Source organism: Allorhizobium sp. GW101-3B10 (assembly GCF_059424725.1).
Window position 1 is genome coordinate 2,901,636 of record NZ_JBWKZR010000001.1, and the last position, 21,803, is coordinate 2,923,438.

General features: G+C 63.8%; 24 protein-coding genes and 1 pseudogene. 6 read left to right on the top strand and 19 right to left on the bottom strand.

Features of this window, described 5'->3' with window-relative positions:
• Positions 1-3: 3 nt before the first annotated feature.
• The 10 genes from AC07Y0_RS14560 to AC07Y0_RS14605 all read right to left on the bottom strand — a co-directional run bounded on the left by AC07Y0_RS14560 (position 4) and on the right by AC07Y0_RS14605 (position 6,742).
• Positions 4-1,260: a 3-phosphoshikimate 1-carboxyvinyltransferase gene (locus AC07Y0_RS14560; protein ID WP_498678425.1), complete on the bottom strand. Its 1,257-nt coding sequence runs from the start codon at positions 1,258-1,260 to the stop codon at positions 4-6.
• A 34-nt stretch (positions 1,261-1,294) separates the two neighbouring features.
• The gene (locus AC07Y0_RS14565; RefSeq protein ID WP_498678430.1) at positions 1,295-1,846 is read right to left on the bottom strand and encodes a LemA family protein; all 552 of its coding nucleotides are present in this window, start codon (positions 1,844-1,846) and stop codon (positions 1,295-1,297) included.
• A gap of 35 nt (positions 1,847-1,881) precedes the next feature.
• Positions 1,882-2,658 carry a DUF4328 domain-containing protein gene (locus AC07Y0_RS14570; protein ID WP_498678432.1) on the bottom strand — a complete coding sequence of 259 codons (777 nt, stop codon included), beginning with the start codon at positions 2,656-2,658 and terminating at the stop codon, positions 1,882-1,884.
• A complete protein-coding gene (locus AC07Y0_RS14575) occupies positions 2,655-3,587 on the bottom strand; it encodes a glycine--tRNA ligase subunit alpha (protein ID WP_498680243.1) in 933 nt (310 codons plus the stop codon). The genes AC07Y0_RS14570 and AC07Y0_RS14575 overlap by 4 nt, the downstream gene beginning before the upstream one ends.
• A 279-nt stretch (positions 3,588-3,866) precedes the next feature.
• Positions 3,867-4,265: a PIN domain-containing protein gene (locus AC07Y0_RS14580; protein ID WP_498678434.1), complete on the bottom strand. Its 399-nt coding sequence runs from the start codon at positions 4,263-4,265 to the stop codon at positions 3,867-3,869.
• On the bottom strand, positions 4,262-4,498 hold the full coding sequence (locus AC07Y0_RS14585; protein WP_498678436.1) for an AbrB/MazE/SpoVT family DNA-binding domain-containing protein: 237 nt from the start codon (positions 4,496-4,498) through the stop codon (positions 4,262-4,264). The genes AC07Y0_RS14580 and AC07Y0_RS14585 overlap by 4 nt, the downstream gene beginning before the upstream one ends.
• Positions 4,499-4,560: 62 nt before the next feature.
• Positions 4,561-4,752, bottom strand: coding sequence for a hypothetical protein (locus AC07Y0_RS14590; RefSeq protein ID WP_498678438.1), 192 nt, complete (start codon positions 4,750-4,752; stop codon positions 4,561-4,563).
• Between the two features lie 14 nt (positions 4,753-4,766).
• Entirely contained in the window at positions 4,767-5,633 is an 867-nt protein-coding gene (locus tag AC07Y0_RS14595; protein WP_498678440.1) for a S49 family peptidase, read from the bottom strand.
• Between the two features lie 83 nt (positions 5,634-5,716).
• On the bottom strand, positions 5,717-6,508 hold the full coding sequence (locus tag AC07Y0_RS14600; protein WP_498678443.1) for a tRNA1(Val) (adenine(37)-N6)-methyltransferase: 792 nt from the start codon (positions 6,506-6,508) through the stop codon (positions 5,717-5,719).
• Positions 6,509-6,511: 3 nt separating this feature from the next.
• The gene (locus AC07Y0_RS14605; protein WP_454744795.1) at positions 6,512-6,742 is read right to left on the bottom strand and encodes a putative signal transducing protein; all 231 of its coding nucleotides are present in this window, start codon (positions 6,740-6,742) and stop codon (positions 6,512-6,514) included.
• A 107-nt stretch (positions 6,743-6,849) separates the two neighbouring features.
• On the opposite strand from AC07Y0_RS14605, the gene AC07Y0_RS14610 reads away from it, so the two are divergent.
• The 3 genes and pseudogenes from AC07Y0_RS14610 (at position 6,850) to AC07Y0_RS14620 (ending at position 10,898) form a co-directional block, all read left to right on the top strand.
• On the top strand, positions 6,850-7,866 hold the full coding sequence (locus tag AC07Y0_RS14610) for a polyprenyl synthetase family protein (RefSeq protein ID WP_498678445.1): 1,017 nt from the start codon (positions 6,850-6,852) through the stop codon (positions 7,864-7,866).
• A 124-nt stretch (positions 7,867-7,990) separates the two neighbouring features.
• Positions 7,991-9,808 (top strand): annotated as a pseudogene (locus AC07Y0_RS14615) (tetratricopeptide repeat protein); the annotation flags it as partial.
• A 190-nt stretch (positions 9,809-9,998) separates the two neighbouring features.
• On the top strand, positions 9,999-10,898 hold the full coding sequence (locus AC07Y0_RS14620; protein WP_498678447.1) for a 4-(cytidine 5'-diphospho)-2-C-methyl-D-erythritol kinase: 900 nt from the start codon (positions 9,999-10,001) through the stop codon (positions 10,896-10,898).
• A 21-nt stretch (positions 10,899-10,919) separates the two neighbouring features.
• Here AC07Y0_RS14620 and AC07Y0_RS14625 read toward each other — a convergent pair whose 3' ends face one another.
• A complete protein-coding gene (locus AC07Y0_RS14625; RefSeq protein WP_498678448.1) occupies positions 10,920-11,441 on the bottom strand; it encodes a glycosyltransferase family protein in 522 nt (173 codons plus the stop codon).
• 129 nt (positions 11,442-11,570) lie between these two features.
• Between AC07Y0_RS14625 and AC07Y0_RS14630 the strand changes: the two genes are divergently transcribed.
• Positions 11,571-12,728, top strand: coding sequence for a PA0069 family radical SAM protein (locus tag AC07Y0_RS14630; protein WP_498678450.1), 1,158 nt, complete (start codon positions 11,571-11,573; stop codon positions 12,726-12,728).
• 233 nt (positions 12,729-12,961) lie between these two features.
• Complete coding sequence (gene rnhB, locus AC07Y0_RS14635; protein WP_498678452.1) at positions 12,962-13,645, top strand: ribonuclease HII; 684 nt, start codon at positions 12,962-12,964, stop codon at positions 13,643-13,645.
• 172 nt (positions 13,646-13,817) lie between these two features.
• Here the strand turns inward: rnhB and AC07Y0_RS14640 are convergent, their stop codons facing one another.
• From AC07Y0_RS14640 to AC07Y0_RS14675, 8 genes are all read right to left on the bottom strand, one after another.
• Positions 13,818-14,303 (bottom strand): F0F1 ATP synthase subunit B, encoded by a 486-nt coding sequence (locus tag AC07Y0_RS14640; RefSeq protein ID WP_498678453.1) that lies wholly within the window; start codon positions 14,301-14,303, stop codon positions 13,818-13,820.
• A 2-nt stretch (positions 14,304-14,305) separates the two neighbouring features.
• Entirely contained in the window at positions 14,306-14,965 is a 660-nt protein-coding gene (locus AC07Y0_RS14645) for a F0F1 ATP synthase subunit B (protein WP_498678456.1), read from the bottom strand.
• Positions 14,966-15,045: 80 nt separating this feature from the next.
• Positions 15,046-15,273, bottom strand: a complete 228-nt coding sequence (locus AC07Y0_RS14650; RefSeq protein ID WP_006466154.1) for a F0F1 ATP synthase subunit C — start codon at positions 15,271-15,273, stop codon at positions 15,046-15,048.
• Positions 15,274-15,341: 68 nt separating this feature from the next.
• The gene (locus AC07Y0_RS14655) at positions 15,342-16,094 is read right to left on the bottom strand and encodes a F0F1 ATP synthase subunit A (protein ID WP_498678460.1); all 753 of its coding nucleotides are present in this window, start codon (positions 16,092-16,094) and stop codon (positions 15,342-15,344) included.
• A gap of 70 nt (positions 16,095-16,164) precedes the next feature.
• Positions 16,165-16,527: an AtpZ/AtpI family protein gene (locus AC07Y0_RS14660; protein WP_498678463.1), complete on the bottom strand. Its 363-nt coding sequence runs from the start codon at positions 16,525-16,527 to the stop codon at positions 16,165-16,167.
• A gap of 270 nt (positions 16,528-16,797) precedes the next feature.
• Entirely contained in the window at positions 16,798-17,970 is a 1,173-nt protein-coding gene (locus AC07Y0_RS14665; protein WP_498678465.1) for a cell wall hydrolase, read from the bottom strand.
• 149 nt (positions 17,971-18,119) lie between these two features.
• Positions 18,120-20,021, bottom strand: a complete 1,902-nt coding sequence (locus AC07Y0_RS14670) for a potassium transporter Kup (RefSeq protein WP_498678468.1) — start codon at positions 20,019-20,021, stop codon at positions 18,120-18,122.
• Between the two features lie 15 nt (positions 20,022-20,036).
• Positions 20,037-21,014, bottom strand: a complete 978-nt coding sequence (locus AC07Y0_RS14675; protein ID WP_498678470.1) for a magnesium transporter CorA family protein — start codon at positions 21,012-21,014, stop codon at positions 20,037-20,039.
• A 263-nt stretch (positions 21,015-21,277) separates the two neighbouring features.
• On the opposite strand from AC07Y0_RS14675, the gene AC07Y0_RS14680 reads away from it, so the two are divergent.
• On the top strand, positions 21,278-21,748 hold the full coding sequence (locus tag AC07Y0_RS14680; protein WP_498678473.1) for an Hsp20/alpha crystallin family protein: 471 nt from the start codon (positions 21,278-21,280) through the stop codon (positions 21,746-21,748).
• Positions 21,749-21,803: the final 55 nt, after the last annotated feature.

Genomic DNA, 21,803 nt, shown 5'->3' on the forward strand with positions numbered 1-21,803 from the left:
ACGCTATCCTTGGCTGAACTGAACGCCGAGCGAGGCCAGCGCATCCCAGTAGCCGGGATAGGTCTTGGCGACGCAGCCGGGATCGAGAATGGTGATGTCGCGGATCTTCAGGCCGGCGAGCGCAAAGCTCATGGCGATGCGATGATCGGCGAAGGTGTCGATGTCGGCCGGCAGGCTCTGGCCGGCGAGCGTCGGATCAGAATGAACGATCAGGTCGTCGCCCTGCTCCTCCGCCAGACCTTCGCGAATATTGTTGAGGCCGATCGACAGGGCGCGGATGCGGTCGCATTCCTTGACCCGCAGATTGGCGATGCCGACAAAGCGCACCGGCGTCTCGTTGAAGGCGGCGAGCACCGCGATCGTCGGGATCGCGTCCTGCATCTGCGAGCCGTCGATGACGGCGGGCATGCGCGGGAAGGCAGCGATCACCTCATGGGCTCTCGCATCCGGCTGAGTGAAATCGCCCGACGGCGTGCCGATGTCGATCGAACCGCCGGTCACGACCTCTGCGCCCCAGAGATAGGTGGCGGCGGAGGCGTCGGGTTCGATGTGGAAGTCGGTCGCCGTGTAGCCCGTCGGCTCGATGCGCCAGGAGGCCGGGGTCGGCTGGGTGACCGCAGCACCGAAGGCCCGCATGGCAGACAGCGTCAGGTCGATATAGCCGCGCGCGCCGATATCGGCGCCGGCCAGCTCGATCTCGAAGGGTTCGGCGGCGCAGGCGGCGGCCATCAGCAGGGCCGAGACATACTGGCTGGACAACCCCGCATCGATCACCACCTTGTTGCGCGCAAAGGCGCCGGTCGCGTCGATGGTCACCGGCGGGCATCCGGTCGGCGCGTCGATCGACACGCCGAGCGACTGCAGGGCCTCGACCAGCGGCTTGATCGGCCGCTTGCGCATATGCTCGTCGCCGTCGACCACATAGCGGCCCTTGCCGAGCGCCAGCGCTGCCGTGAGGAAGCGCGTGGCGGTTCCGGCATTTCCAAGGAAGAGCGGCGCGGCGGCGGGCTTAAGCTCGCCCGTTCCGGTGACGACGAAGGTGGTGCCATCCGGCTCCTCGACGGTCACGCCCATGGCACGCAGGGCGTCCGCCATGTAGCGCGTGTCGTCGCTCTTCAACGCCCCCGTCAGCCGGCTCGTGCCCTTGGCCAGACCGGCCAGCAGAAGCGCGCGATTGGTGATCGATTTCGAGCCGGGCGGGTTGACGCGCCCGGAAAGCGGACGGCCGGGCGGAATGATGGTCAGTTTTTCGGTTTTCATGCTGTGTCTCGAAGCGGCCGGAAATCGACCGCGCTTAGAATTTCACCGTGGGGACCGCACGATCGGCGTCGTTGGCGATCTCGAAATAGCCGGCCTTGGAAAATCCGAACTGGCTGGCGACGAGGTTGGACGGGAAGCTGTCGACCTTGACGTTCAGGTCGCGCGCGGCACCGTTATAGTATCGGCGCGACATCTGGATCTCGCCTTCGATCGTATCGAGCGAACGATGCAGTTCCATGAAGTTCTCGTTGGCCTGGAGTTCCGGATAGGCTTCGGCGAGCGCGACGATCCTGCCGAGCGCCTGGCCAAGAAGCCCTTCGGCCGCGGCACGGCCGGCAACGTCTCCGGCCGGCACGGCCTGGGCACGGTTGCGCAGTTCGACCACTTCCTCGAAGGTCGATTTTTCGTGCGCGGCATAGCCCTTCACGGTCTCGATCAGGTTGGGGATGAGGTCGGCGCGGCGCTTCAGCTGGACATCGATGCCGGACCAGGCTTCCTCGGTCATCTGCCGGGATTTGACCAGGCCGTTGTAGATCATAACGGCATAGAGGGCGACGATAACGAGAACAGCAAGCGTGATAAACATGGCAATGCTCCGGCTTATGCAAGGATAGGCGGACCTTAGGGGTTCGCTCCGGAAAAGTCATCAGCCGATCGCGAGGGTGCCGAGTCATCCGGAGGCGATGCCGTGGATACCAGCCCTTCGGCTTCGGCAAGCTCGCGCAGCGCCAGTTCCAGCCCCGGCGATACCGCATGCATGTAGGCATAGGTCAGCATCAGGAGGACGAGATGGGCGATGGCACCGACGGCGGCGACCTGCATCAGCCGCTGGCTCGCTGCGGGATCGGAGAAGCCGTCGACCGGCGCATCGCCAACGATCCGCATCAAGCCAAATGCAAGGATGGCTGTCAGGACAATGCCGGCGGGATACCATGGGATGGAGGACACCGCCCTGCTCTCGCTTTCCGCTGCGAAGTCCTCGATATCGATCAAGGTATAGAGCGGCATCCATAGATTGGCGACCGGGATGAAAAAGCCGACAATCGCCGTCCATGGAGTGTATCGGACGCTGTCCCGGCGCACCGCATTGGCCAGACGCACCGAGAGCCAGATCCAGCGCAGGAAAAACAGGATGGTAAGGGCCTGAAGGACCGCCAAAGACAGATCGAACGGCCCCGTGACCTCAAGCATCGCCTGGAAGAGCGGGCTCTCCGCACCGGTGCGAAAGGCCGAACCGGTCTTCTCGACGACATAGCTGACGAAGGCGAGGTAGAGATAGAAGCCGACGGACAAGGTGAGCATCGCCCCGCTGACGCAGGCCGCCAGGACCCAGGCGCGGCGGGCCCAGGTGAGACCGCCAGCCAGGGATTTTGCCGGAGTGATCCGGCGTTCCGTCATGCAGCCTTGCCGAGATTGACCCCGCCGGCATCAGTCAGCAGGAAGGCTTCGCCACAGGCCTTGGCGAGCGTGCGCACACGCAGGATGTAGCTCTGCCGCTCGGTCACCGAAATCACACCGCGGGCGTCCAAGAGGTTGAAGACATGGGACGCCTTGATGCACTGGTCATAGGCCGGGAAGACGCATTTGTGCAGGCGCTGATTGTCGTTCTCGCCGGGAGCGCCGGCCGCGAGCAGCGCCTGGCATTCCTTCTCGGCGTCGACGAAATGCCGGTGCAGCATCTCGGTATTGGCGAACTCGAAATTGTGCCGCGAATATTCCTGCTCGGCCTGCAGGAAGACTTCGCCATAGGAGATCTTCTCGTCGCCTTCGCGGCCGTTGAAGTTGAGGTCGTAGACGTTGTCGACGCCCTGGACATACATGGCCAAGCGCTCGAGGCCGTAGGTCAGTTCGCCGGAGACGGGCGCGCATTCGATGCCGCAGACCTGCTGGAAGTAGGTGAACTGCGAGACTTCCATGCCGTCGCACCAGCATTCCCAGCCAAGACCCCAGGCGCCGAGCGTCGGGCTCTCCCAGTCGTCCTCGACGAAGCGGATATCGTGCAGCAGCGGATCGAGGCCGATGGCGGCCAGCGAACCGAGATAGAGCTCCTGCAGGTTGGACGGGTTGGGCTTCAGGATGACCTGGTACTGGTAATAGTGCTGAAGACGGTTCGGGTTTTCGCCATAGCGGCCGTCGGAGGGACGGCGGGAGGGCTGCACATAGGCGGCCTTCCACGGTTTGGGGCCGAGCGCGCGCAACGTGGTTGCCGGATGGAAGGTGCCGGCGCCCACTTCCATGTCGTAGGGCTGGAGAACCGCGCAGCCCTTGTCGGCCCAATAGTTGTGCAGCGTCAGGATCAGGGCCTGGAACGAGCGCTTGGGGTCCATATGCGGGGCGAGGCTGGTCTCGGTCATGGGATCTGTCGTCCGGAACTTGTCTTCGAGGGTGGTCCGTCTGGTGCCACGGCGGGGACGGACGGTCAAGTCATGCGTGACGGATGCGCTCATGCCGCGACATAGTTTGGAGCAGGGACGAATGCAATTTGTGTTCCCACTGCGAGAGCCCCCATGACCATCAAGACCACGATCGCCTTTCGCGCCAAAGGTTAGCTGTGCGCCACAAGGTCAGCGGGATTAGGAGCCGCGCTCACTTCTGGCTTGCGCTTCTCAGACGAACGGATTGACGACCTGCGGACCACGACCGATGGCCAAGCCATGCTGCATGTCTTCGCTGAGGAAAATGTCGCAACCGGCCTGACAGGCCGCCGCCAGCATGAGCCCGTCATAGAATGACAGCCGGTGCCGCTCGACGATATCGAGGGCAAGGCTCTGCAAGTTCCGATCCAGGGACAACACATCCTCTCCCAAGAGACAGATATCGGGCAGTGCACAGCGTACATCGGCAACCGTCATGCCCAGCTTGCCAAGCGCGACATTGCTGAACTCGTTCAGTGCCTGGGTCGACAGGATGAACGGCTTCGTCATGCACTCCTGCGCCTTCGCCGCGCGCGGGTCGTTGGTGAAGGCGTAGATCAGGATGTTCGTGTCGAGGAACGGCGGCTTCATTCGCGCCTCTCGTTGGCCGCCTCCCGATCGAACTTCCAGTCGGCAGGGAGTTTGATCTTCGAAGCGCGGATGCGCGCCAAGGCCTGCTCACGGCTGTCATCGCGTTCGATGTCAAAGGTGCGGTGTTCGCTCACACGAACAGCGACCTCATCGCCGACTTTCAGGTCGAGTGCCTCGGCGACTGCCGCCGGTATGCGGATGGCGAGGCTATTGCCCCACTTTGCGACCTGCATCAGCACCTCCTGGATACACGATGGAAATGTATATCATGGCAGCCTGATGGACAATGAGGTCCTCACTCCTCCTCGCGCTTCACCCTATACTCGCCGGTCACCTCATCCTTGACCAGCGTGCCCATGGCGCCGGTCTGGCGCTCCTTCTCGGCTGCCTTCGACTTGGCTTGAAGCTTCTCGGCATCGGATACGAAGCGGCGATAGAGGAAATAGGCTCCTCCGATCAGAACGACGAAAAAGATGATCCGCGACATGTCCCCTCGCGCTGTCAGAGCCCGTAACGGCTCCACAATGCCTTTTCTTCCAGCGTGTCGGCAAGCCCGGACACGGCGGCTGCGGCCATCTGCTCCATGCCGGCGCCGCTGGCACCGACGCCCGGGAGTTTGCGGCCGAAGAAATCCCTGGAGCCGGAGACCAGTTCCAGCTTGGCATCGCGGCCGTAGCGCTTTTTGATCTCCTCGCGCATGTCGCCCAGGCTGTCGACGAGGCCCAGCTGCAGGCCGCGGCGCCCGGTCCAGAACAGGCCGGAGAAGAGATCCGGATCGTCGGCCAGCGCGCTGCCCCGGCGGGATTTCACCATGTCGATGAATATCTCGTGGATCTCGAGCTGAAGAGACTTCAGGTAGTCGATGTCGCTTTCCTTTTCCGGCTGGAACGGATCGAGGATGACCTTGTTTTCGCCGGCCGTGTAGACGCGGCGTTCCACACCGATCTTCTTCAGCAGTTCAGGGAAACCGAAGCCGCCGGAGACGACGCCGATCGAGCCGACGATCGAGGTGGCATCGGCAAAGATCTCGTCGCCGGCGAGCGCGATCATGTAACCGCCCGAAGCCGCCACGTCCTCGACGAAGACCAGGACGCGCTTGTTCTTTTCCTCGGCAAGCGCGCGGATGCGGTCGAAGATCATGCGCGACTGCACCGGCGAGCCGCCGGGCGAATTGATCGACAGCACGACGGCGGGGCTCTCCTTCTTCGAGAAGGCCTTTTCGAGGGCCGGCGCGACGTTTGCGAGATTGAGCTGCTGCTTGAAACGGCCGCCCCCGCTCATGATTGCGCCATGCAGGCGCACGACCGGAATCACCAGCCCGTCATTGCGGAACCGCTTCGGCACCAGACGCTTCAACAAACCCGCCATCGATCGCTTACCTCGCATTGTCGTTCATGTCGCACCGAGATGTAAGATGCGGGGCCACAAACACAATGGCGGACCTTGGAAAATCATCGCCCGCGGCGGGGATAGGAGGCGCGGCCGTTGTTGAGATCGTCGACAAGCGCGGAGAACTTGTGGCTTGCCGGATCGTCGTGCATGAGGAGCGGCGCGCGCAGGTTGAGCCTTGCGCGCGAGCCCTTGATCGCCGTCACCAGGATGCGCACGGCATTCTCGCCGGCCCGCGGATAGACCGGCGTCACCTCGAGCCCGCCGAAACGCCGGCCGCAGGCGTCGATGATGTCGGCAATCGATTGCGGCCGGGCGATCAGGGACAACTGACCACCCGGCACCATGATGGCGCCCGCCGTGCGGATCCAGCTTTCAAAGAGATCCTCGGTCATCGCATGGGCCGCGGCCTTCAGCGCGTCCGGTGTCTTGCGGTCGCCCGCATCGTTGAAGGGCGGGTTCATGATGACGTGGTCGAACACATCGTCGACAAGGCCGGCGGCGACCCGCGCCCGGCCCGTGAGTGTGACGTCCGCCTCGATGAGCGAGATGCGGTCGGCCAGCGCGGCATTCTCGGCGAGCCCCAGGCTCCTTGCCGCATAGGCGATCATCTCGGGAGAGCGCTCGACCAGGGTCACCCTGGCATGCGCGAGCCGGGCGGCGACAGCGAGGCCGGCAGCACCGGCGCCGGCGCCGAGATCGGCGACAGACACGGCACCCTCGGCATCGACCAGAGATGCCAGCAGCATGGCATCCATGCCGGCCCGATGCCCCCGGCCCTTCGGCTGGACCAGATGGAAGCGGCCGCGATGGAAAGCGTCGACGGTCTCGGCGATCTGCTCGGAGGCGGGCACGGCTCAGTTCACCGGATCACGCAGCTCGTCGCCGAGGCCGGCATCGGTGAGAATGGCGCGCGCCTCGTCGGCCCGATCACTTTCCACGAGCAGGCGACGCGCCAACATGCCGAGCGAACCTTCGAGAATGCTCATGGACTGATCGGCGATCATGCAGGAAATTCCCGCGTCTTTCATCAGACTCTCGGCAAAGGACAGGAGAACGACGTCGTTGCTGCGGATTATCTCGTGCATGGCGCCTCAAAACCCTCCCTAAAAAGGCCTAGGCGGCCGATTCGGGCTTGCCCATCATGCGGCCGCTTTTTATTGTCGCGCCGAGAATGCAATAGGAGTCCGGTGCGTTGGGCGTAGTCATACCGCTTGAGGAAAACAAAAACAAACAGGCTTCCATCCAGCCTCTGGTGGACCTGGCCAAGCCGGGCATGGAACGGGTGAACCAGCTCATTCTGTCGAAGGCCGGATCCGACGTGCAGATGATTCCCGAAGTGGCGAACCACCTGATCTCGTCCGGCGGCAAGCGGCTGCGGCCGATGCTGACGCTCGCCTCCGCAGCGCTGTTCGGCTACCAGGGCGATGGCGACGTGAAGCTCGCCACCAGCGTGGAATTCATGCACACCGCGACCCTGCTGCACGACGACGTGGTCGACGAGAGCGATCTTCGCCGCGGCAAGTCGACCGCCCGCATGATCTGGGGCAACCAGGCGAGCGTGCTGGTCGGCGACTTCCTGCTCGGCCAGGCCTTCCGCATGATGGTCGAGGTCGGATCGTTGGAAGCGCTCGACGTTCTCTCGGCCGCCGCATCGGTGATCGCCGAGGGCGAGGTGCTGCAGCTTTCCGTCGCCAAGAACATGGAGACCACCGAGGACGACTATCTGTCGGTCATCCGCGCCAAGACGGCGGCGCTCTTTGCTGCAGCGGCCGAAGTCGGCCCGATCATCGCCGGCGCCGACAAGGCCGGCCGCAATGCGCTCAAATCCTACGGCATGAATCTCGGGCTGGCCTTCCAGCTGGTCGACGATGCGCTCGACTACGGCGGCAAGGCGGCCGATCTCGGCAAGAATGTCGGCGACGATTTCCGCGAGGGCAAGATCACGCTTCCGGTCATCCTCGCCTATCGGCGCGGCACCAAGGAAGAGCGCGAATTCTGGCGCGAAGCGATCGAACAGGGGCGCAATGACGACGCCCGGCTGGACAAGGCGCTCGGCCTCATCACCAAATACGGCGCGCTGAACGACACGATTGCCCGTGCCCTGCACTACGGCACCATCGCCCGCGACGCGCTGGCGCCGCTGCCCGAGACCGAGTGGAAGTCTGCACTGATGGACGTCATCGATTTCTGCATTGCCCGCGTCAACTGACGGGTCACCGGGGGTCGCCTTGCAGGGCTGCTTCAAAAAAGCCATTCTGTGCAGGAATCATTCCCGCATTCTGGGGTATCAACAGCCCGTGTCGGCTGGTCATCGATTCTTGAAAGGCTCTTTCATGCGGCAAAGTCTTGCCATCCGTCTGCTCGCCGGTACGGCGCTCGCCATTCTGGTCGGCGTGTTCCCTTCCGGCCTCGTGCATGCCCAGGCCGCCGACGAGGTGAAGCCTGCCGAGACGCAGACGTTCGACCTCGAGAGCGTCGACACGTTTTCCGGCGCCTTCCTCGCCGGCCGCACGGCCGATGCCGACAGGGACTACGAGAACGCCATCGCGCTCTACAAGAAGGCCCTGTCGTTCTCGCCGAACGAACTCGACATTCAGGAACGGCTGATGATCGCCCTGTTCATGAACGGCGATTTCGATGAGGGCGTGGTCCTTGCCGAAGAATTGAAGAGCGACGATGCCGTCGAACGCGTCACCTCCGTGGCGCGCGCGCTCGAAGCCGTGCGCAAGGGCGACTTCACCGGCGCGGAAAAGATCCTCACCTACAGCGGACCGAACGACCTCGACCGGCTGATGAACCAGTTGCTCGTCGCCTGGACCAAGGTCGGCGCCGGCCAGGGCAAGGAAGCGCTGAGCCTGGTCGAGGGGCTGAAGGGTCCCGAATGGTACGGCATCTTCCAGCACTACAATGCCGGGGCGATCGCTGCGCTTACCGGCGATGCCGATGCGGCGCGCCGCAACTTCGTCGATGCGCTGACCGACAAGTCCGGCGCCGCCACTGCGCCCGACACCTTTACCCGCACGGTCATTTCGCTGGCGACACTCGAAGCGCAGCTCGGCAACAAGCAGAAGGCGCTGGATGCCATTTCGGCCGGCGACGAGCTGATCTCGAACTTCGCCCCGTTCAAGGCCTTGCGCGAGCACATCGAAGCCGGTGAAAAGCCGGAACCGCTCGCCAAGACCGCCGCCCAGGGCGCGGCCGGCGTGTTGTTCTCGATCGGCGGTGCACTCAACCGCGACGGCGCCGAAGATACCGTGATGCTCTATCTGCAGCTTGCCCGCGCTCTCGACCCGACGAGCGCCGATACGCTGATCATGCTCGGCGGGCTCGCCGAGGCTGCCAAGCAGCCGGAACGGGCCATCCGCCTCTACAGCGAAGTGCCTGCCACCTCGCCGATGCGCCGCATTTCCGAACTGCAGCTCGGCCTGACGCTTGCCGAGACCGGCAAGGTCGATGAAGCCCGCGCCCACCTCAAGTCGCTGATCGATTCCGATCCGGCCGACATCCGCAGCTATCTCGCCTATGGCAGCGTGCTGTCCGACGCCAAGGACTATCCCGCCATGGCGGCGAACTACGACAAGGCCGTCGAGATCATCGGCTCGAACCCGGCCAAGGGCTATTGGTCGATCTTCTTCCAGCGCGGCATCGCCTATGAGCGCCTGAAGAAGTGGGACCAAGCGGAGCCGAATTTCCGCAAGGCGCTTGAACTCAATCCGGAGCAGCCGCAGGTCCTCAACTATCTCGGCTATTCCTGGGTCGACATGAACCGCAACCTGGACGAAGGCCTCGACATGATCCGCAAGGCGGTCGAGCTTCGCCCGGACGACGGCTATATCGTCGACTCGCTCGGCTGGGCCTATTTCCGCCTCGGCCGTTTCGACGAGGCGGTGCGGGAGCTGGAGCGCGCGATCGAGCTCAAGGCAGGAGACGCGACGATCAACGACCATCTGGGCGACGCCTATTGGCGCGTCGGCCGCAAGCTGGAAGCCACCTACCAGTGGAAGCGGGCGCTGATTTCCAAGCCGGACCTGGCGGAGATCCCGAAGATCGAGGCGAAGCTTCGTGACGGCCTGCCGGAGACCGCTCCCGAAGTCGCGGCCAAGACTGGCGAGCCGGCACAGACCGGCGCCATGACGGACGCCGAGAAGAGCCAGGCTGCGGCCGGCGAAGACGGCTACACGGTCAAGGCCGGCGATTCCCTGTGGGGGATCGCCACGGAGACCTACGGCGACGGCCAGCGCTTCATGGACCTGATCAACGCCAATCCGGATCTCAAGCGCAATCCGGATCGCATCTATCCCGGCCAGCAGTTGAAGATGCCGAAGAACGGCAACTGAGGTCATGCCCGCCCATGCGACGCGCGAGGCAGCGCCGGCCAAGATCAATCTGGCGCTGCACGTCACCGGCCAGCGGGCCGACGGCTATCACCTGCTCGACAGCATTGTGGCCTTCGCCAGCCACGGCGACCGGCTGAGCTTCTCGTCGGCGGAGCGCGATTCGTTCAGCCTTGACGGCCGCTTCGGCCCGCTTCTGTCGGACAAGGCCGAGGGCAAGGACGGCAATCTGGTGCTCAAGGCGCGTGACCTGCTGCGGGATGCGCTGACCGCACAGGGGCGGACGACACGACCGGTGGCCATCGAACTGGAAAAAAAACTGCCGGTTGCCTCAGGGATCGGTGGCGGCTCGGCGGACGCCGCAGCGACGTTGAGAGGCCTCCTGCGGTTCTGGCAGGCCTCGCTTTCTCCCGACAGGCTTTCGGAGATCGCGCTGAAGCTCGGCGCCGACGTGCCGATGTGCCTGGAAAGCCGACCGCTCCGGGCGCGCGGTATCGGCGAACAGATCGACATGCTGGACGCCATGCCAGGCTTTGCCCTGGTGCTTGCCAATCCGCTGCAAGCGGTTTCGACGCCGGACATCTTCCGGCGCCTGACCCATAAGGACCATCCGCCGATCGACGAACCGCCAGCCAATGGCGACCGCGGGGCATGGATCCGCTTTCTGGCCGGCCAGCGCAACGATCTCGAAGCCCCTGCCCGCGCGCTCCTTCCCGAGATCGCCGTGATCTCGGACATGCTGCGCAATGCCGGCGCGCGCCTCGTGCGCATGTCCGGTTCGGGGGCGACCTGCTTCGGCATATTCGACGATCGAACCGCCGCCGGCGCTGCGGAGCGACAATTGTCTCGACTGCGGCCGGACTGGTATTTTCAGGCGACGGAAACGACCGGAAACACAATCGGCTAGATCACGCCGGCGGCCGATGCCTCAGGCTCGGCCCTGGCGTGCCACCCAGGACGGGACGAGTTCGCTCGATAGCCGGCGCGGCTTGTGTCCCAGCGCCAGGTGCCCCAGTGCCATGCCGGACCTTGCGACGGCGATCGCCTGGCCCTTGGGCAGCAGCAGACCATGTTCCAGCGGCGGGGTGCTTCTGGCGATCCGCCGGAAGAACGGCTGCCGATGATTGCGTGACTGCGAGAAGCGCGCCGGCGAGGTGTTGAGCGCGACATACTCGCCGATCTCGTCGATCCAGCCATGCAGCGGACGGGCGCCGGCCTCGACCAGCAACAGCCATTCGCCGCGCGCCGCGCGCAGCACGTCCTTGATGTCCCACTGCGCATAAAAGCGGCAACCCGCGGCATCCGCGACGCGTGACGAGCCGTCCGACGAACCGTGATCGAGCACGATCACGTCGCTCACCAGCCCCTCGACTGCACCCGCGACAAGAACGGAAAGCGTCTGGGCGAGCTCCGGCTCCTGATCGCGGCATTCCATCATCACTGTCAACATTGCCTATGTTTATCGCATCGCACAAACGATTGCCACCGCCACTTTCGCATTTTTGTTCTTGCATTGTTCTCTTTTCCACGCTAGGAATTTAATCATCGAGACGGGGTGATGGCCCCGCGAGGAGCAAACATGAACGAGCTGTCTCTTGTGGCGCGGGCTGCCTTCCAGCCCGCCAATACGGCGGATATTGCCGACGCACTAGTCGCCTCCTCGGGCCTCAGGATCGAGGTGGACCGTCGCCGCGGTCGCGCTGCCGGCATGAACCCGTCCGGCCGCTTCGAGCCGCATGAACGCGTCACCTTCGATGATGGCTGGGAAAGCCTCGAGGACATGCCGCCCTTCCGCACCGAGGTGCAGGTCGAGCGTCCGCGCACCATCATCACCCGCAATGATTCCCCCGACATTCCGTTCGACCGCTCGATCAATCCCTATCGCGGCTGCGAGCACGGCTGCATCTATTGTTTCGCCCGCCCGACCCATGGCTACATGGGCCTTTCCGCCGGGCTCGACTTCGAGGCCAAGCTGTTCGCCAAGCCGGATGCGCCGAAACTGCTGGAGCGGGAACTTGCCAAGGTCGGCTACAAGCCGCGCACCATCGCGATCGGCACCAATACCGATCCCTACCAGCCGATCGAGCGGGAATGGCGCATCATGCGGCAGATCCTCGAAGTGCTGGACCGGGCCAATCATCCGGTGACCGTGGTCACCAAGTCGGCGCTCGTGCTGCGCGATCTCGACATCCTGTCCTCGATGGCCGAACGTGGCCTGGCCAAGGTGGCGATCTCGGTTACCACGCTCGACCGCAAGCTGGCCCGCACCATGGAACCGCGCGCCTCGACGCCGACCAAGCGGCTGGAGGCGATCAAGGCGCTGACCGAGGCCGGCGTGCCGACGGGCGTGATGATGGCGCCGGTGATCCCTGCCCTCAACGACCACGAGATCGAGCGGGTTCTGGATTCGGCCAAGGCCGCCGGTGCCCGGGAGGCGGGCTACGTGTTGCTGCGCCTGCCGCTGGAAGTGAGCCCGCTGTTCCGGGACTGGCTGCTGCAGCACTATCCGGACCGCTATCGCCACGTCATGTCGCTGGTGCGCTCCATGCGCGGCGGCAAGGACTATGACGCCGAGTTCGGCAAGCGCATGAAGGGCGCCGGTCCCTACGCCTGGCAGATCAGCCGGCGCTTCGAGATGGCAACCAAGCGGCTCGGCATGGTTCGCCGCAGCGTGCATCTGCGCGACGATCTTTTCGTGCCGCCGGACGGCAGCGGCGTGCAGTTGTCGCTGCTCTGACACCATGCGGATGCGCCCAGGAGGACGCATCCAGACGCATCAGATACCCAGGCGAGCCGTCTCTCGCCTGCCCTCCTTAGGGGTCGGCTCGCCCTCCCCTGCCGTTTCCGGTGCGGTCCGCCGCCTTGCGCCGGAAGATAAGTCCCTGGCTGCCGCCCCGACGGCCGCTTCCCCTGCCGGCTGTCGATGCCGGGGACTTGCAGGAGATCGGGTGCGCGTGCGATTTCTGCCGCATGAAATCTCGCACGCCACCCGATTCTCCGAGTTTTTTCGCCGACCTGCCGGCCAGCCCCGATTTCGAGTTCGAGAGGCTGGCGGCCAAGCGCGGCTTCTTCCCCGTCGCCGGCACGGATGAGGCCGGGCGGGGGCCGCTCGCCGGTCCCGTCGTTGCGGCGGCCGTCATTCTCGACGAAGCGGACATCCCCGAAGGGCTGAACGATTCGAAGAAGCTGACCGCCGCGCACCGCGGGCGCCTGTTCGATGCGATCCTCGCCACCGCCACGGTCTCCATCGCCTCCTCCTCGCCCCGCCACATCGATGCGCGCGACATCCGCAAGGCGAGCCTCGACGCGATGCGCCGGGCCGTGGCGGGCCTTGCCCTGCCGCCACTGCATGTGCTGGCCGACGGGCGCGACGTGCCGGACGGGCTGATCTGCTCGGGACGGGCCGTGGTCAAGGGCGATTCGCGGTCGCTGTCGATCGCCGCCGCCTCGATCGTCGCCAAGGTCACGCGCGACCGCATGATGGCCCGCGCCGGCCTCGTCTATCCCGCCTATGGCTTCGACAGCCACGCCGGCTATGGCACCGACCGCCACCGCGCGGCCATCGCCGTGCATGGCCCCTGCATCCTGCACCGCATGAGCTTCAGACCGCTGCGCAGCGATGGCGAGGACATCCTCGACGAGCCGCTTTCCTGACGCACGACGTTGCGCGTGCCGGCACGCATATCTCGCCGCCAATCGCTGCAATGATGTGTCTGGCCCGGCATGCGGCGCCCGATGCTACCAGCGCCTCGACCTTCCTTCCATCGGGCAAAGAAAAGCCGGGCGCTTCGGCCCGGCTCTTCAAACACTCACGATGATCGGCACCTCAGTTGAGGCGGCCTTTGACCTCGCCAAGCGAGCCCTTGAACAGGTTGTTCTGCACGGCCGCATCGGTCTTCTTGGCAAGCACCGCTTCGGCTGCGGCAATAGCCAGGTCGACGGCCGCCGAGCGCACGGCGTTGACGGCTTCCGTCTCGGCCTGCTTGATCTTCTGCTCGGAGAGCGCATTGCGGCGCGCCACGAACTCCTCGGTCTTCTGCTTGGCTTCCGCCGTCAGCATGGCCGCTTCGCGTTCGGCGGCGGCGACGATGCCAGCGGCTTCCGCTTCGGCTTCCTTACGCTTGCGCTGGTATTCAGCCAGAACGTGCTGGGCTTCCTCGCGCAGGCGCTTGGCTTCCGCCAGTTCGTCACGGATCTTGTCGGCGCGGGCGTCGAGCGACTTCGCCACCATGCCCGGAACCTTGAGATAGACGATCAGGGCGAAGAACAGGAGAAGGCCGACGAAGGCGAAGAATGTTGCGTCGAATTGCATGTTCAAGCCCCCTGCTTGCCGGCGACGCCGCTGACGGCGGCCTTGATGTCGGCGGCGGTTGCCTTGGTGCCGATCAGCTGCTCGACGATCGAACCGACCGTGTCGACGGCGATGGTGTCGACTTCAGCGAAAGCCTTTGCCTTGATCTCGGCGATGCGAGCCTCGGCGGCTGCGACCTTGCCGGTGAGTTCCGCTTCGACTGCGGTCCGTTCGGCGTCGGCCTTGGCCTTGGCGCTGTCGCGCGCGGTCGCTGCGATCTGCCCGGCCTTTGCCCTGGCAGCAGCGAGCTCGCGCTCGTATGTTTCAATGGCGGTATCGGCCTCGGACTTCAGCCGGGCGGCCTCATCGAGGTCCTGGGCGATCCGGTCATGCCGGTTTTCCAGGATGCCACCGACGCGCGGCACGATGACCTTCTGCATGAGCACGTAGAAAAGACCGAACGTGATCACCAGCCAGAGCAGCTGGGATGCATAGGTAGACTGGTCGAACGGCGGGAAAACGCCGCCACCATGTCCTGCGTCTTCGGCGACGCCGGTCTCCGTGTGGACTTGGCCCTGTGCCGGAGCCTCTTCCGTGTGGATCTGGCCCTGTGCCGGAGCCTCTCCCGTATGGGTCTGGCCCTGCGCCGGAGTTTCCTCGGCAAAGGCGGGGGTCACAAACATGCTCACCTCCAGGTGTATTCTCAAATGCGAAGGATCACGGCCGCCTCAGGGCGAGCCGTGACCCCAGAACCCGGCCGGTATTAGACGGCGAACAGGAGGAGGAGAGCGATGAGCAGCGAGAAGATGCCCAGAGCTTCCGTAACGGCGAAGCCGAATACCAGACGGCCGAACTGGCTGTCAGCGGCAGACGGATTGCGCAGTGCGCCGGACAGGTAGTTGCCGAAGATGTTGCCGAGGCCGAGAGCCGTGCCGGCCATACCAAAGCAAGCCAGACCTGCGCCGATGTACTTTGCTGCTTCCGCTTCCATGATTGATCTCCTTAGAATGGTTGTTGCGGCGAATGACTGACGTCTTCAGACGTCAATGTCGGTGATCCTTAGTGCCCGCCAGGGTGAATTGCGTCGTTGAGGTACATGCAAGTCAGTACCGCAAAGACATAAGCCTGCAGGAAGGCGACGAGGAACTCGAGACCCGTCAGAGCGACGGTCATGATCAGGGGCAGAATGGCGCCGCCAATGCCCAGCGCACCCAGGGTTCCGAGCGAGGCGACGAAGCCTGCGAACACCTTGAGCGTAATGTGTCCGGCCAGCATGTTGGCGAACAGACGAATGGAGAGCGAGATCGGACGCGACAGGAACGAGATCACTTCGATCGGCACGACGAGCAGCAGCAGCGCCGCCGGCACGCCCGAGGGCACGAACAGCTTGAGGAAGCCGAAGCCGTGCTTCATGAAACCATAGACCAGCACGGTGCCGATGACGAAGATCGCCAGAGCGAAGGTGACGATGATCTGGCTGGTGATGGTGAAGAAGTAGGGCATCATGCCGAGCAGGTTCGCGGTCAGCACGAACATGAACAGCGAGAAGACCATGGGGAAGAACTTCATGCCGTGGCTGCCGGCGCCTTCGCGCAGCATCGAGGCGATGAATTCGTAGGACATCTCGGCGACCGACTGCGCGCGGGTCGGGATCAGGCCGCGGCTCGAGGTCGAGAAGTAGAGAAAGGCGGAAGCGCAGGCGACCGTTGCGACCATGAACAGCGAAGCATTGGTGAACGAAAAATCAATCCCGCCGATCTCGATCGGAACAATCTTCTGGATCTGGAACTGATGAGTCGGATCGTTTGACACCGTCTGGTCTCTTTCGCTTTTAGTCCGCCCGCGAGCGGAGGTCTGCCTGTGTAGCGCTTCGCGGCCCTGATCAGCCGGCGTCGCGCTTATTCTCTGCCTCAGTGCTGCGGTCCGCCGGATGGGGCGACGCCACCTTGCCCGCAGTCCTCAGCACGTTCAAAACACCGGCACAGAACCCGAGTAACAGGAGCACGATCATGCCCCAGGGCGCAGTACCGACAAAACGGTCGAAAAGATAGCCCAGGATTGCACCAACGACGACGGCGGAGATAAATTCGCTCGAGAGCTTCATGGCCTCGGCATAACCTTTCCGGTTCTGCTCGGCCCGCTCGTCGGCGGCTTTTTCACCACTCGTCTCGACACCCTTGACCGCCAGTTCGGCAGCCAGGCGCCTGCGACGCTCTTCCAGACCCTCTTCACGGTTATCGGTCATGATCCCCTCCGTCCGTTCTGCGTTTCTCCGGACCGCGCTTGGCCCGACAGCAATGTAGATACGGCAGGATTTGAACCCTTCCAGCCCGTCTTGAAGTCGCGCGCACCATAATTTTGAGAGCCCCCATAGTCAAGGCATACCAAGGGCAAGTTTCACCACAAATTAACCGGGGAAAATCATAGACTTAAGTTGAAAGCGCCGAATCTTGGGGAGCACTTGGCGGGAAAACCGCGCCAATGGTCGCAAGGAGCGCCGCCATTTGGTCGGGGATCAGCTCCAGCCGCCGCCATAGGTGCGGTAGAAGACGTGCAGGCCGATGCGACCGACCTTCTTCATCGTGCGGGCCCAGCCCGGGCGGACATAGATCGCATGATAATGCGTCGAGGAGCCGACTTCCTTCAGCCAGATCTTGCCGGCGGTGACGGCGAGCGCCACTTCGCGGGCGACTTTCCAGTGGTGCTGGGAGTTCACCCGATCCTTGATGTTGTCGCAGGCGAAGGAGAACTGGCAGCGATTGCGCCAATCCTCGTTCTGGTAGACGACGCCGCAGATCGTGTCGGGATAGGCCGGATTGCGCACGCGGTTGAGGATGACCTGCGCGACGGCGGCCTGGCCCTTGACCGATTCGCCGCGCGATTCGAAATAGATGCCCGAGGCGAGGCACTGCTGTTCGCGGGCGGAGAAGACCGATGGCGGCAGCACGCTGGCCGCCCAGGCATGATCGTTCGGACCGATGGTCGGGACGAAGCGGCCGGATTCGGGCTTCCTGGTCAGCAGGGCATCGAATGGTGAAACGCTGGCGAAATCCGGCTCGGCCGGCGCATATGCCGTCGCCAGCACATCCGCCTGGCGGTTGGTGACGAGCGAAGCGAGCATGGGCGGCACGCCGATGTCCGCGGCCGGTTCCGGCTTCTTGAAATAGAAGGCTGCGAGTTCTACAGGTTTGGCCTTGGAGCGGACGAAGGCCGTCAGTTCGTTCGGCGTCTTCTTTGGATCCATCAGCGAGGAGGTGCGCTTCAATACCGAGCCTGCCGTGAAGGCTTTGGGCGGCTGCATCGCCTCCACCGCGATCACCCTGCCCTTCTTCAGGCTGCGGGTCACGCGATCCTCGTCGGGCAGCGGATCGGCTTCGTCCTTGCCGCCGTCAAAGGCGATCTTGCGGCCGTCGGGGAGGAGGATGCCGCTGTCCTTGTTGAGCGAGGACGAAACCCCGGAGTCGCCAAAGGCGAGTTGTGCCTGATGGATCGATCCCGCCGGCGATGCGGTCAGCACCATGCGCCAGTTGCTGCTGCCCCGGTCGTTGCCGGTGATCAGGCCAGCGAGATCGGCCTGGGCGGCGATCGACGGGGAGGCAAGCCATGAAACGAGGCCAAAGAGCAAGGGCGAAGTCCACCGCTCCAGACGCAAGGCGGACAGCTTCAGCAGACGGCTTCTCGGGCGCAAACCGGTACTCCACACGTTACAACGGCTATATTAGAGAAATATCCGTCATTAACCTTGATGCTTGGTTAATGCGCATGCCGTCCCTGTCACCGCAGGTACAAAAAAGCCGCCGGGCGACGGCGGCTTTGAAGGCATCCGGGACTGTCCCTTCAGATAATGACGTGGGAGCCCAGTTCGACGACGCGATTGGCCGGCAGGCGGAAATAGTCCGACGGGTCGGTCGCCGTGTTGGCCAGCGTGATGTAGAGGCGATCCTGCCAATAGGGCATGCCCGATTTCGCATCCGGAACCAGCTTGCGCCGGCCGAGATAGAAGGAGGTCGACATGATGTCGAACTTCAGGCCGCCGCGCCGCAGATTGGCCAGCGCCTTGGAGACGTTCTGGTTCTCCATGAAGCCGAAGCGGATCTCGACGCGCGAGAAGCGTTCGGACAGCTGTTCCACCACGAAGCGCTCCGCCTCGGTTGCCCGCGGCCGGTTCACCGTCTTGATGGTGAGGATGATGTTGCGCTCGTGGATGACGTGGTTGTGCTTGAGATTGTGCAGCAGGGCGGCCGGGGCGGTCTCCGGATCGCTGGTCAGGAAGATCGCCGTACCGGCGACGCTGACGGGCGCGTGCTCGCTTTTCTTCTCGATCGCGGCGATGAAGGAGGCAAGCGGTACGTCGGCATGGCGGGTCTTGGCGAACAGGATGGCCGTGCCGCGACGCCAGGTCCACATCACCACGGTGAAGCCGGCGGCAAACAGGACCGGCACATAGCCGCCGTCATGCACCTTGAGCATGTTCGCCCCGAGGAACACCAGTTCGAGCACGAACAGCGGCAGCAGCAGGACGATCGACGTCATGGCGCTCCAGTTCCAGCGGGTGCGCACGAAGCTGAAGGCCATGATCGTGGTGACCACCATGGCCCCGGTCACGGAAATGCCATAGGCCGTCGCCAGCGCCTCGGAGCTCTGGAACAGCAGGACGAGCGCGAGCACGCCGAACAGCAGAAGGGCATTCACCGTCGGCAGGTAGATCTGCCCGGTATGGGTCTCCGAGGTGAAGAGGATCTGCATGCGCGGCAGGAAGCCGAGATGGATCGCCTGGCGCACCAGCGAGAAGGCGCCGGTGATCACCGCCTGGCTGGCAATGATGGTGGCAGCCGTCGCCAGGACGACGACCGGCAGCAGCGCCCATTCCGGAAACATCAGGAAGAACGGATCAGAGGCGGCCTCGGGGTGTTGCATCACCAGCGCGCCCTGCCCCAGATAGTTCAGCACCAGGGCGGGAAACACCAGGGCGAACCAGGCCCACTGGATCGGCCGGCGGCCGAAATGGCCAAGGTCGGCATAAAGCGCCTCGGCACCGGTGACCGTCAGGAAGACGGCGCCGAGCACGATGATGCCGAGGAAGCCCTCGCGCAGCAGGAAGCTGACGGCATGCCAGGGATTGAAGGCGGCGAGGATGCCAAAATCGTCGGCGATATGCACGACGCCGCCAAGCGCCATGACGACGAACCATACGGCGGTGATCGGGCCGAAGAACTTCGCGACAGCCCCCGTTCCGTGCGACTGCACGGCGAAGATCCCGATCAGGATGCCGACGGAGATCGGCACGATGAAGCTTTCCAGATCCGGCGTCACGAGCTTCAGACCCTCGACCGCCGAGAGAACGGAGAGCGCCGGGGTGATCATCGAATCCCCGAGGAACAGCGCGGCGCCGATCAATCCGAGGATCATCAGCACCGAGCCATGGCTGCCGGCCTTCTTCGACAGGAGCGCCAGGAGCGAGAGCGTGCCGCCCTCCCCGTCGTTGTCGGCCCTGAGAAGGAAGAGTACATATTTGAGCGTCACGATGATGGTGAGCGTCCAGATGATGAGCGAGATCAGACCGATGATCTCCTCGCGCTCGATGCCGCCATCGGCGATCGGCTTCAGCGCCTCGCGGAAGGCGTAGAGCGGGCTGGTGCCGATGTCGCCGTAGACGACGCCGACCGAGCCGAGGCTCAGCCAGAAGAGGCTGCGGAAATCCTTGGGTGCTTCCGGAATTTCAGAGGTTTCTTGGGCCATGGGACATCTGGCTTCTCAGAGCCAGCCTTTCCAACGAAAGAAGAGGAATGGAATGATCGCCGACAGCAGCATAGCGCCAATGGCAAGGGCATAGCCGAACTGCCAGTGCAGTTCCGGCATGAACTCGAAGTTCATACCGTAGATCGAGGCGACCAGGGTCGGCGGCAGGAAGACGACGGAAGCGATCGAGAAGATCTTGATGATGGCATTCTGCTCGACGTTGATCAGCCCCAGCGAGGCATCGAGCAGGAAGGTGATGTTGTTCGAAACGAAGCCGGCATGCTCGGACAGCGACTGGATGTCATGGGCGACGATCCGGCACAGTTCGTCGGCCTCGTGGTCCTTGCGGATCAGCGGCAGCGAACGCAGGAACGTGACCAGACGCGACAGCGACGTCAGGCTGTCGCGCGCCTTGCTCACCAGGCGATGGTGGCTGGCGATGTCGAGCAGCTTGTCCTCGAGGAAACGGGGCGGCCGGCGCTTTGCCGTCTTGCTGTCGACGAAGACCTCGGCCGACAGCGCGTCGAGGCGGGCGACGGCGATCTCCAGCACTTCCGCCGTTCGGTCGACGACGGTTTCGAGCAGGCGGGCCATCATTTCCGCGCCGGTCTGATACTTGCCGGGGACGCGCAGAAGCGCCGCGCTGAACAAAGCGAATGCCCGTGGTTCGGCATAGCGGATGGTGATGAGGCGATTGTCGCTGAGGATGAAGGCGACATCGGTCAGCTCCGGAAGGTCGGTCTCGACGTGATAGACCAGAGAACCGGTCATGAATACCACACAATCCTCGACATAAAGTCTGCTGGAAGGCTCGATGTCCTTCAGGTCGTCGCGGGTCGGCAGCGGAACGCCGAGAAGCCGTTCCGCCAGCGCTTCCTCGGCCCTGTCCGGATCGAGGAGATCGATCCACAGGATGGCGGAATCGAGCGTGGTGCGCGGATCACTCGCGCGAATGACTTCCGCCGTTCCGTCGGGTCGGTAGGCCCTGATCAAATTCGAAACACTCTCATGGCGCCCCGTGTCACGGCCGCTGCTGGTCACAGCGGGCGACCAAACACCTCGCCGCCGAAAAATGCAAGAGCCTTATTGCGGCGACCGGCAGGGCACCGACGACTTCCACTTTTGCCCTTCGCCGGGACGCGCGTGGCGCGCTCGAGCCAAACGCCAAAGTTGACTTGAATCAAGGCGTGGCAGGCCCTCGGCCCTACAATTCCGCCCGTTCCGACTATCGGAACGTCAACGTCGTGGAGGAAATTATGGCAGACAAGTCACCAAGTATTCTTCCGAGCCTCTGGTCCGGCAACCCGTTCGCCGACTTGCGCAAGGAAATGGATCAGGTCGTCGAAAACTTCTTCGGCAAGAACAAGCTGCTCTCCGCATCCGAAGGCGAAGGTTTTCTCGCACCGTCGATCGACGTCGTCGAAAAGGACGACCAGATCGTGCTGACCGCAGAACTTCCCGGTATCGCCGAAAGCGACATCGACATCTCGATCCAGAACGGCGTGCTGAGCCTGAAGGGCGAGAAGAAGATGGAGAAGAAGGACGACAAAGACAATTACCATGTCGTCGAACGGCGCTATGGCAGCTTCCAGCGCTCGATGACCCTGCCGTCCAGCGTGGACGACGCGGCGGTCACCGCCAAGTTCGACAAGGGCGTACTGACCATCACCATGCCCAAGAAGCCGGGCACTGCTCCGGCCGAACGTAAGATCGCGATCGAGAAATAACAAAGGATCGCGCGATCCCGCCGCCCCGTCCGCCGGGGGCGGCGGTCGATCCTTT

What these genes read in the sequence shown, in the direction of transcription:
- AC07Y0_RS14560 (WP_498678425.1), bottom strand. Translation starts at nt 1,260, where the DNA reads ATGAAAACCGAAAAACTGACCATCATTCCGCCCGGCCGTCCGCTTTCC.
- AC07Y0_RS14565 (WP_498678430.1), bottom strand. Translation starts at nt 1,846, where the DNA reads ATGTTTATCACGCTTGCTGTTCTCGTTATCGTCGCCCTCTATGCCGTT.
- AC07Y0_RS14570 (WP_498678432.1), bottom strand. Translation starts at nt 2,658, where the DNA reads ATGACGGAACGCCGGATCACTCCGGCAAAATCCCTGGCTGGCGGTCTC.
- AC07Y0_RS14575 (WP_498680243.1), bottom strand. Translation starts at nt 3,587, where the DNA reads ATGGACCCCAAGCGCTCGTTCCAGGCCCTGATCCTGACGCTGCACAAC.
- AC07Y0_RS14580 (WP_498678434.1), bottom strand. Translation starts at nt 4,265, where the DNA reads ATGAAGCCGCCGTTCCTCGACACGAACATCCTGATCTACGCCTTCACC.
- AC07Y0_RS14585 (WP_498678436.1), bottom strand. Translation starts at nt 4,498, where the DNA reads ATGCAGGTCGCAAAGTGGGGCAATAGCCTCGCCATCCGCATACCGGCG.
- AC07Y0_RS14590 (WP_498678438.1), bottom strand. Translation starts at nt 4,752, where the DNA reads ATGTCGCGGATCATCTTTTTCGTCGTTCTGATCGGAGGAGCCTATTTC.
- AC07Y0_RS14595 (WP_498678440.1), bottom strand. Translation starts at nt 5,633, where the DNA reads ATGGCGGGTTTGTTGAAGCGTCTGGTGCCGAAGCGGTTCCGCAATGAC.
- AC07Y0_RS14605 (WP_454744795.1), bottom strand. Translation starts at nt 6,742, where the DNA reads ATGCACGAGATAATCCGCAGCAACGACGTCGTTCTCCTGTCCTTTGCC.
- AC07Y0_RS14620 (WP_498678447.1), top strand. Translation starts at nt 9,999, where the DNA reads ATGCCCGCCCATGCGACGCGCGAGGCAGCGCCGGCCAAGATCAATCTG.
- AC07Y0_RS14625 (WP_498678448.1), bottom strand. Translation starts at nt 11,441, where the DNA reads ATGTTGACAGTGATGATGGAATGCCGCGATCAGGAGCCGGAGCTCGCC.
- AC07Y0_RS14630 (WP_498678450.1), top strand. Translation starts at nt 11,571, where the DNA reads ATGAACGAGCTGTCTCTTGTGGCGCGGGCTGCCTTCCAGCCCGCCAAT.
- rnhB (WP_498678452.1), top strand. Translation starts at nt 12,962, where the DNA reads ATGAAATCTCGCACGCCACCCGATTCTCCGAGTTTTTTCGCCGACCTG.
- AC07Y0_RS14640 (WP_498678453.1), bottom strand. Translation starts at nt 14,303, where the DNA reads ATGCAATTCGACGCAACATTCTTCGCCTTCGTCGGCCTTCTCCTGTTC.
- AC07Y0_RS14645 (WP_498678456.1), bottom strand. Translation starts at nt 14,965, where the DNA reads ATGTTTGTGACCCCCGCCTTTGCCGAGGAAACTCCGGCGCAGGGCCAG.
- AC07Y0_RS14650 (WP_006466154.1), bottom strand. Translation starts at nt 15,273, where the DNA reads ATGGAAGCGGAAGCAGCAAAGTACATCGGCGCAGGTCTGGCTTGCTTT.
- AC07Y0_RS14660 (WP_498678463.1), bottom strand. Translation starts at nt 16,527, where the DNA reads ATGACCGATAACCGTGAAGAGGGTCTGGAAGAGCGTCGCAGGCGCCTG.
- AC07Y0_RS14670 (WP_498678468.1), bottom strand. Translation starts at nt 20,021, where the DNA reads ATGGCCCAAGAAACCTCTGAAATTCCGGAAGCACCCAAGGATTTCCGC.
- AC07Y0_RS14680 (WP_498678473.1), top strand. Translation starts at nt 21,278, where the DNA reads ATGGCAGACAAGTCACCAAGTATTCTTCCGAGCCTCTGGTCCGGCAAC.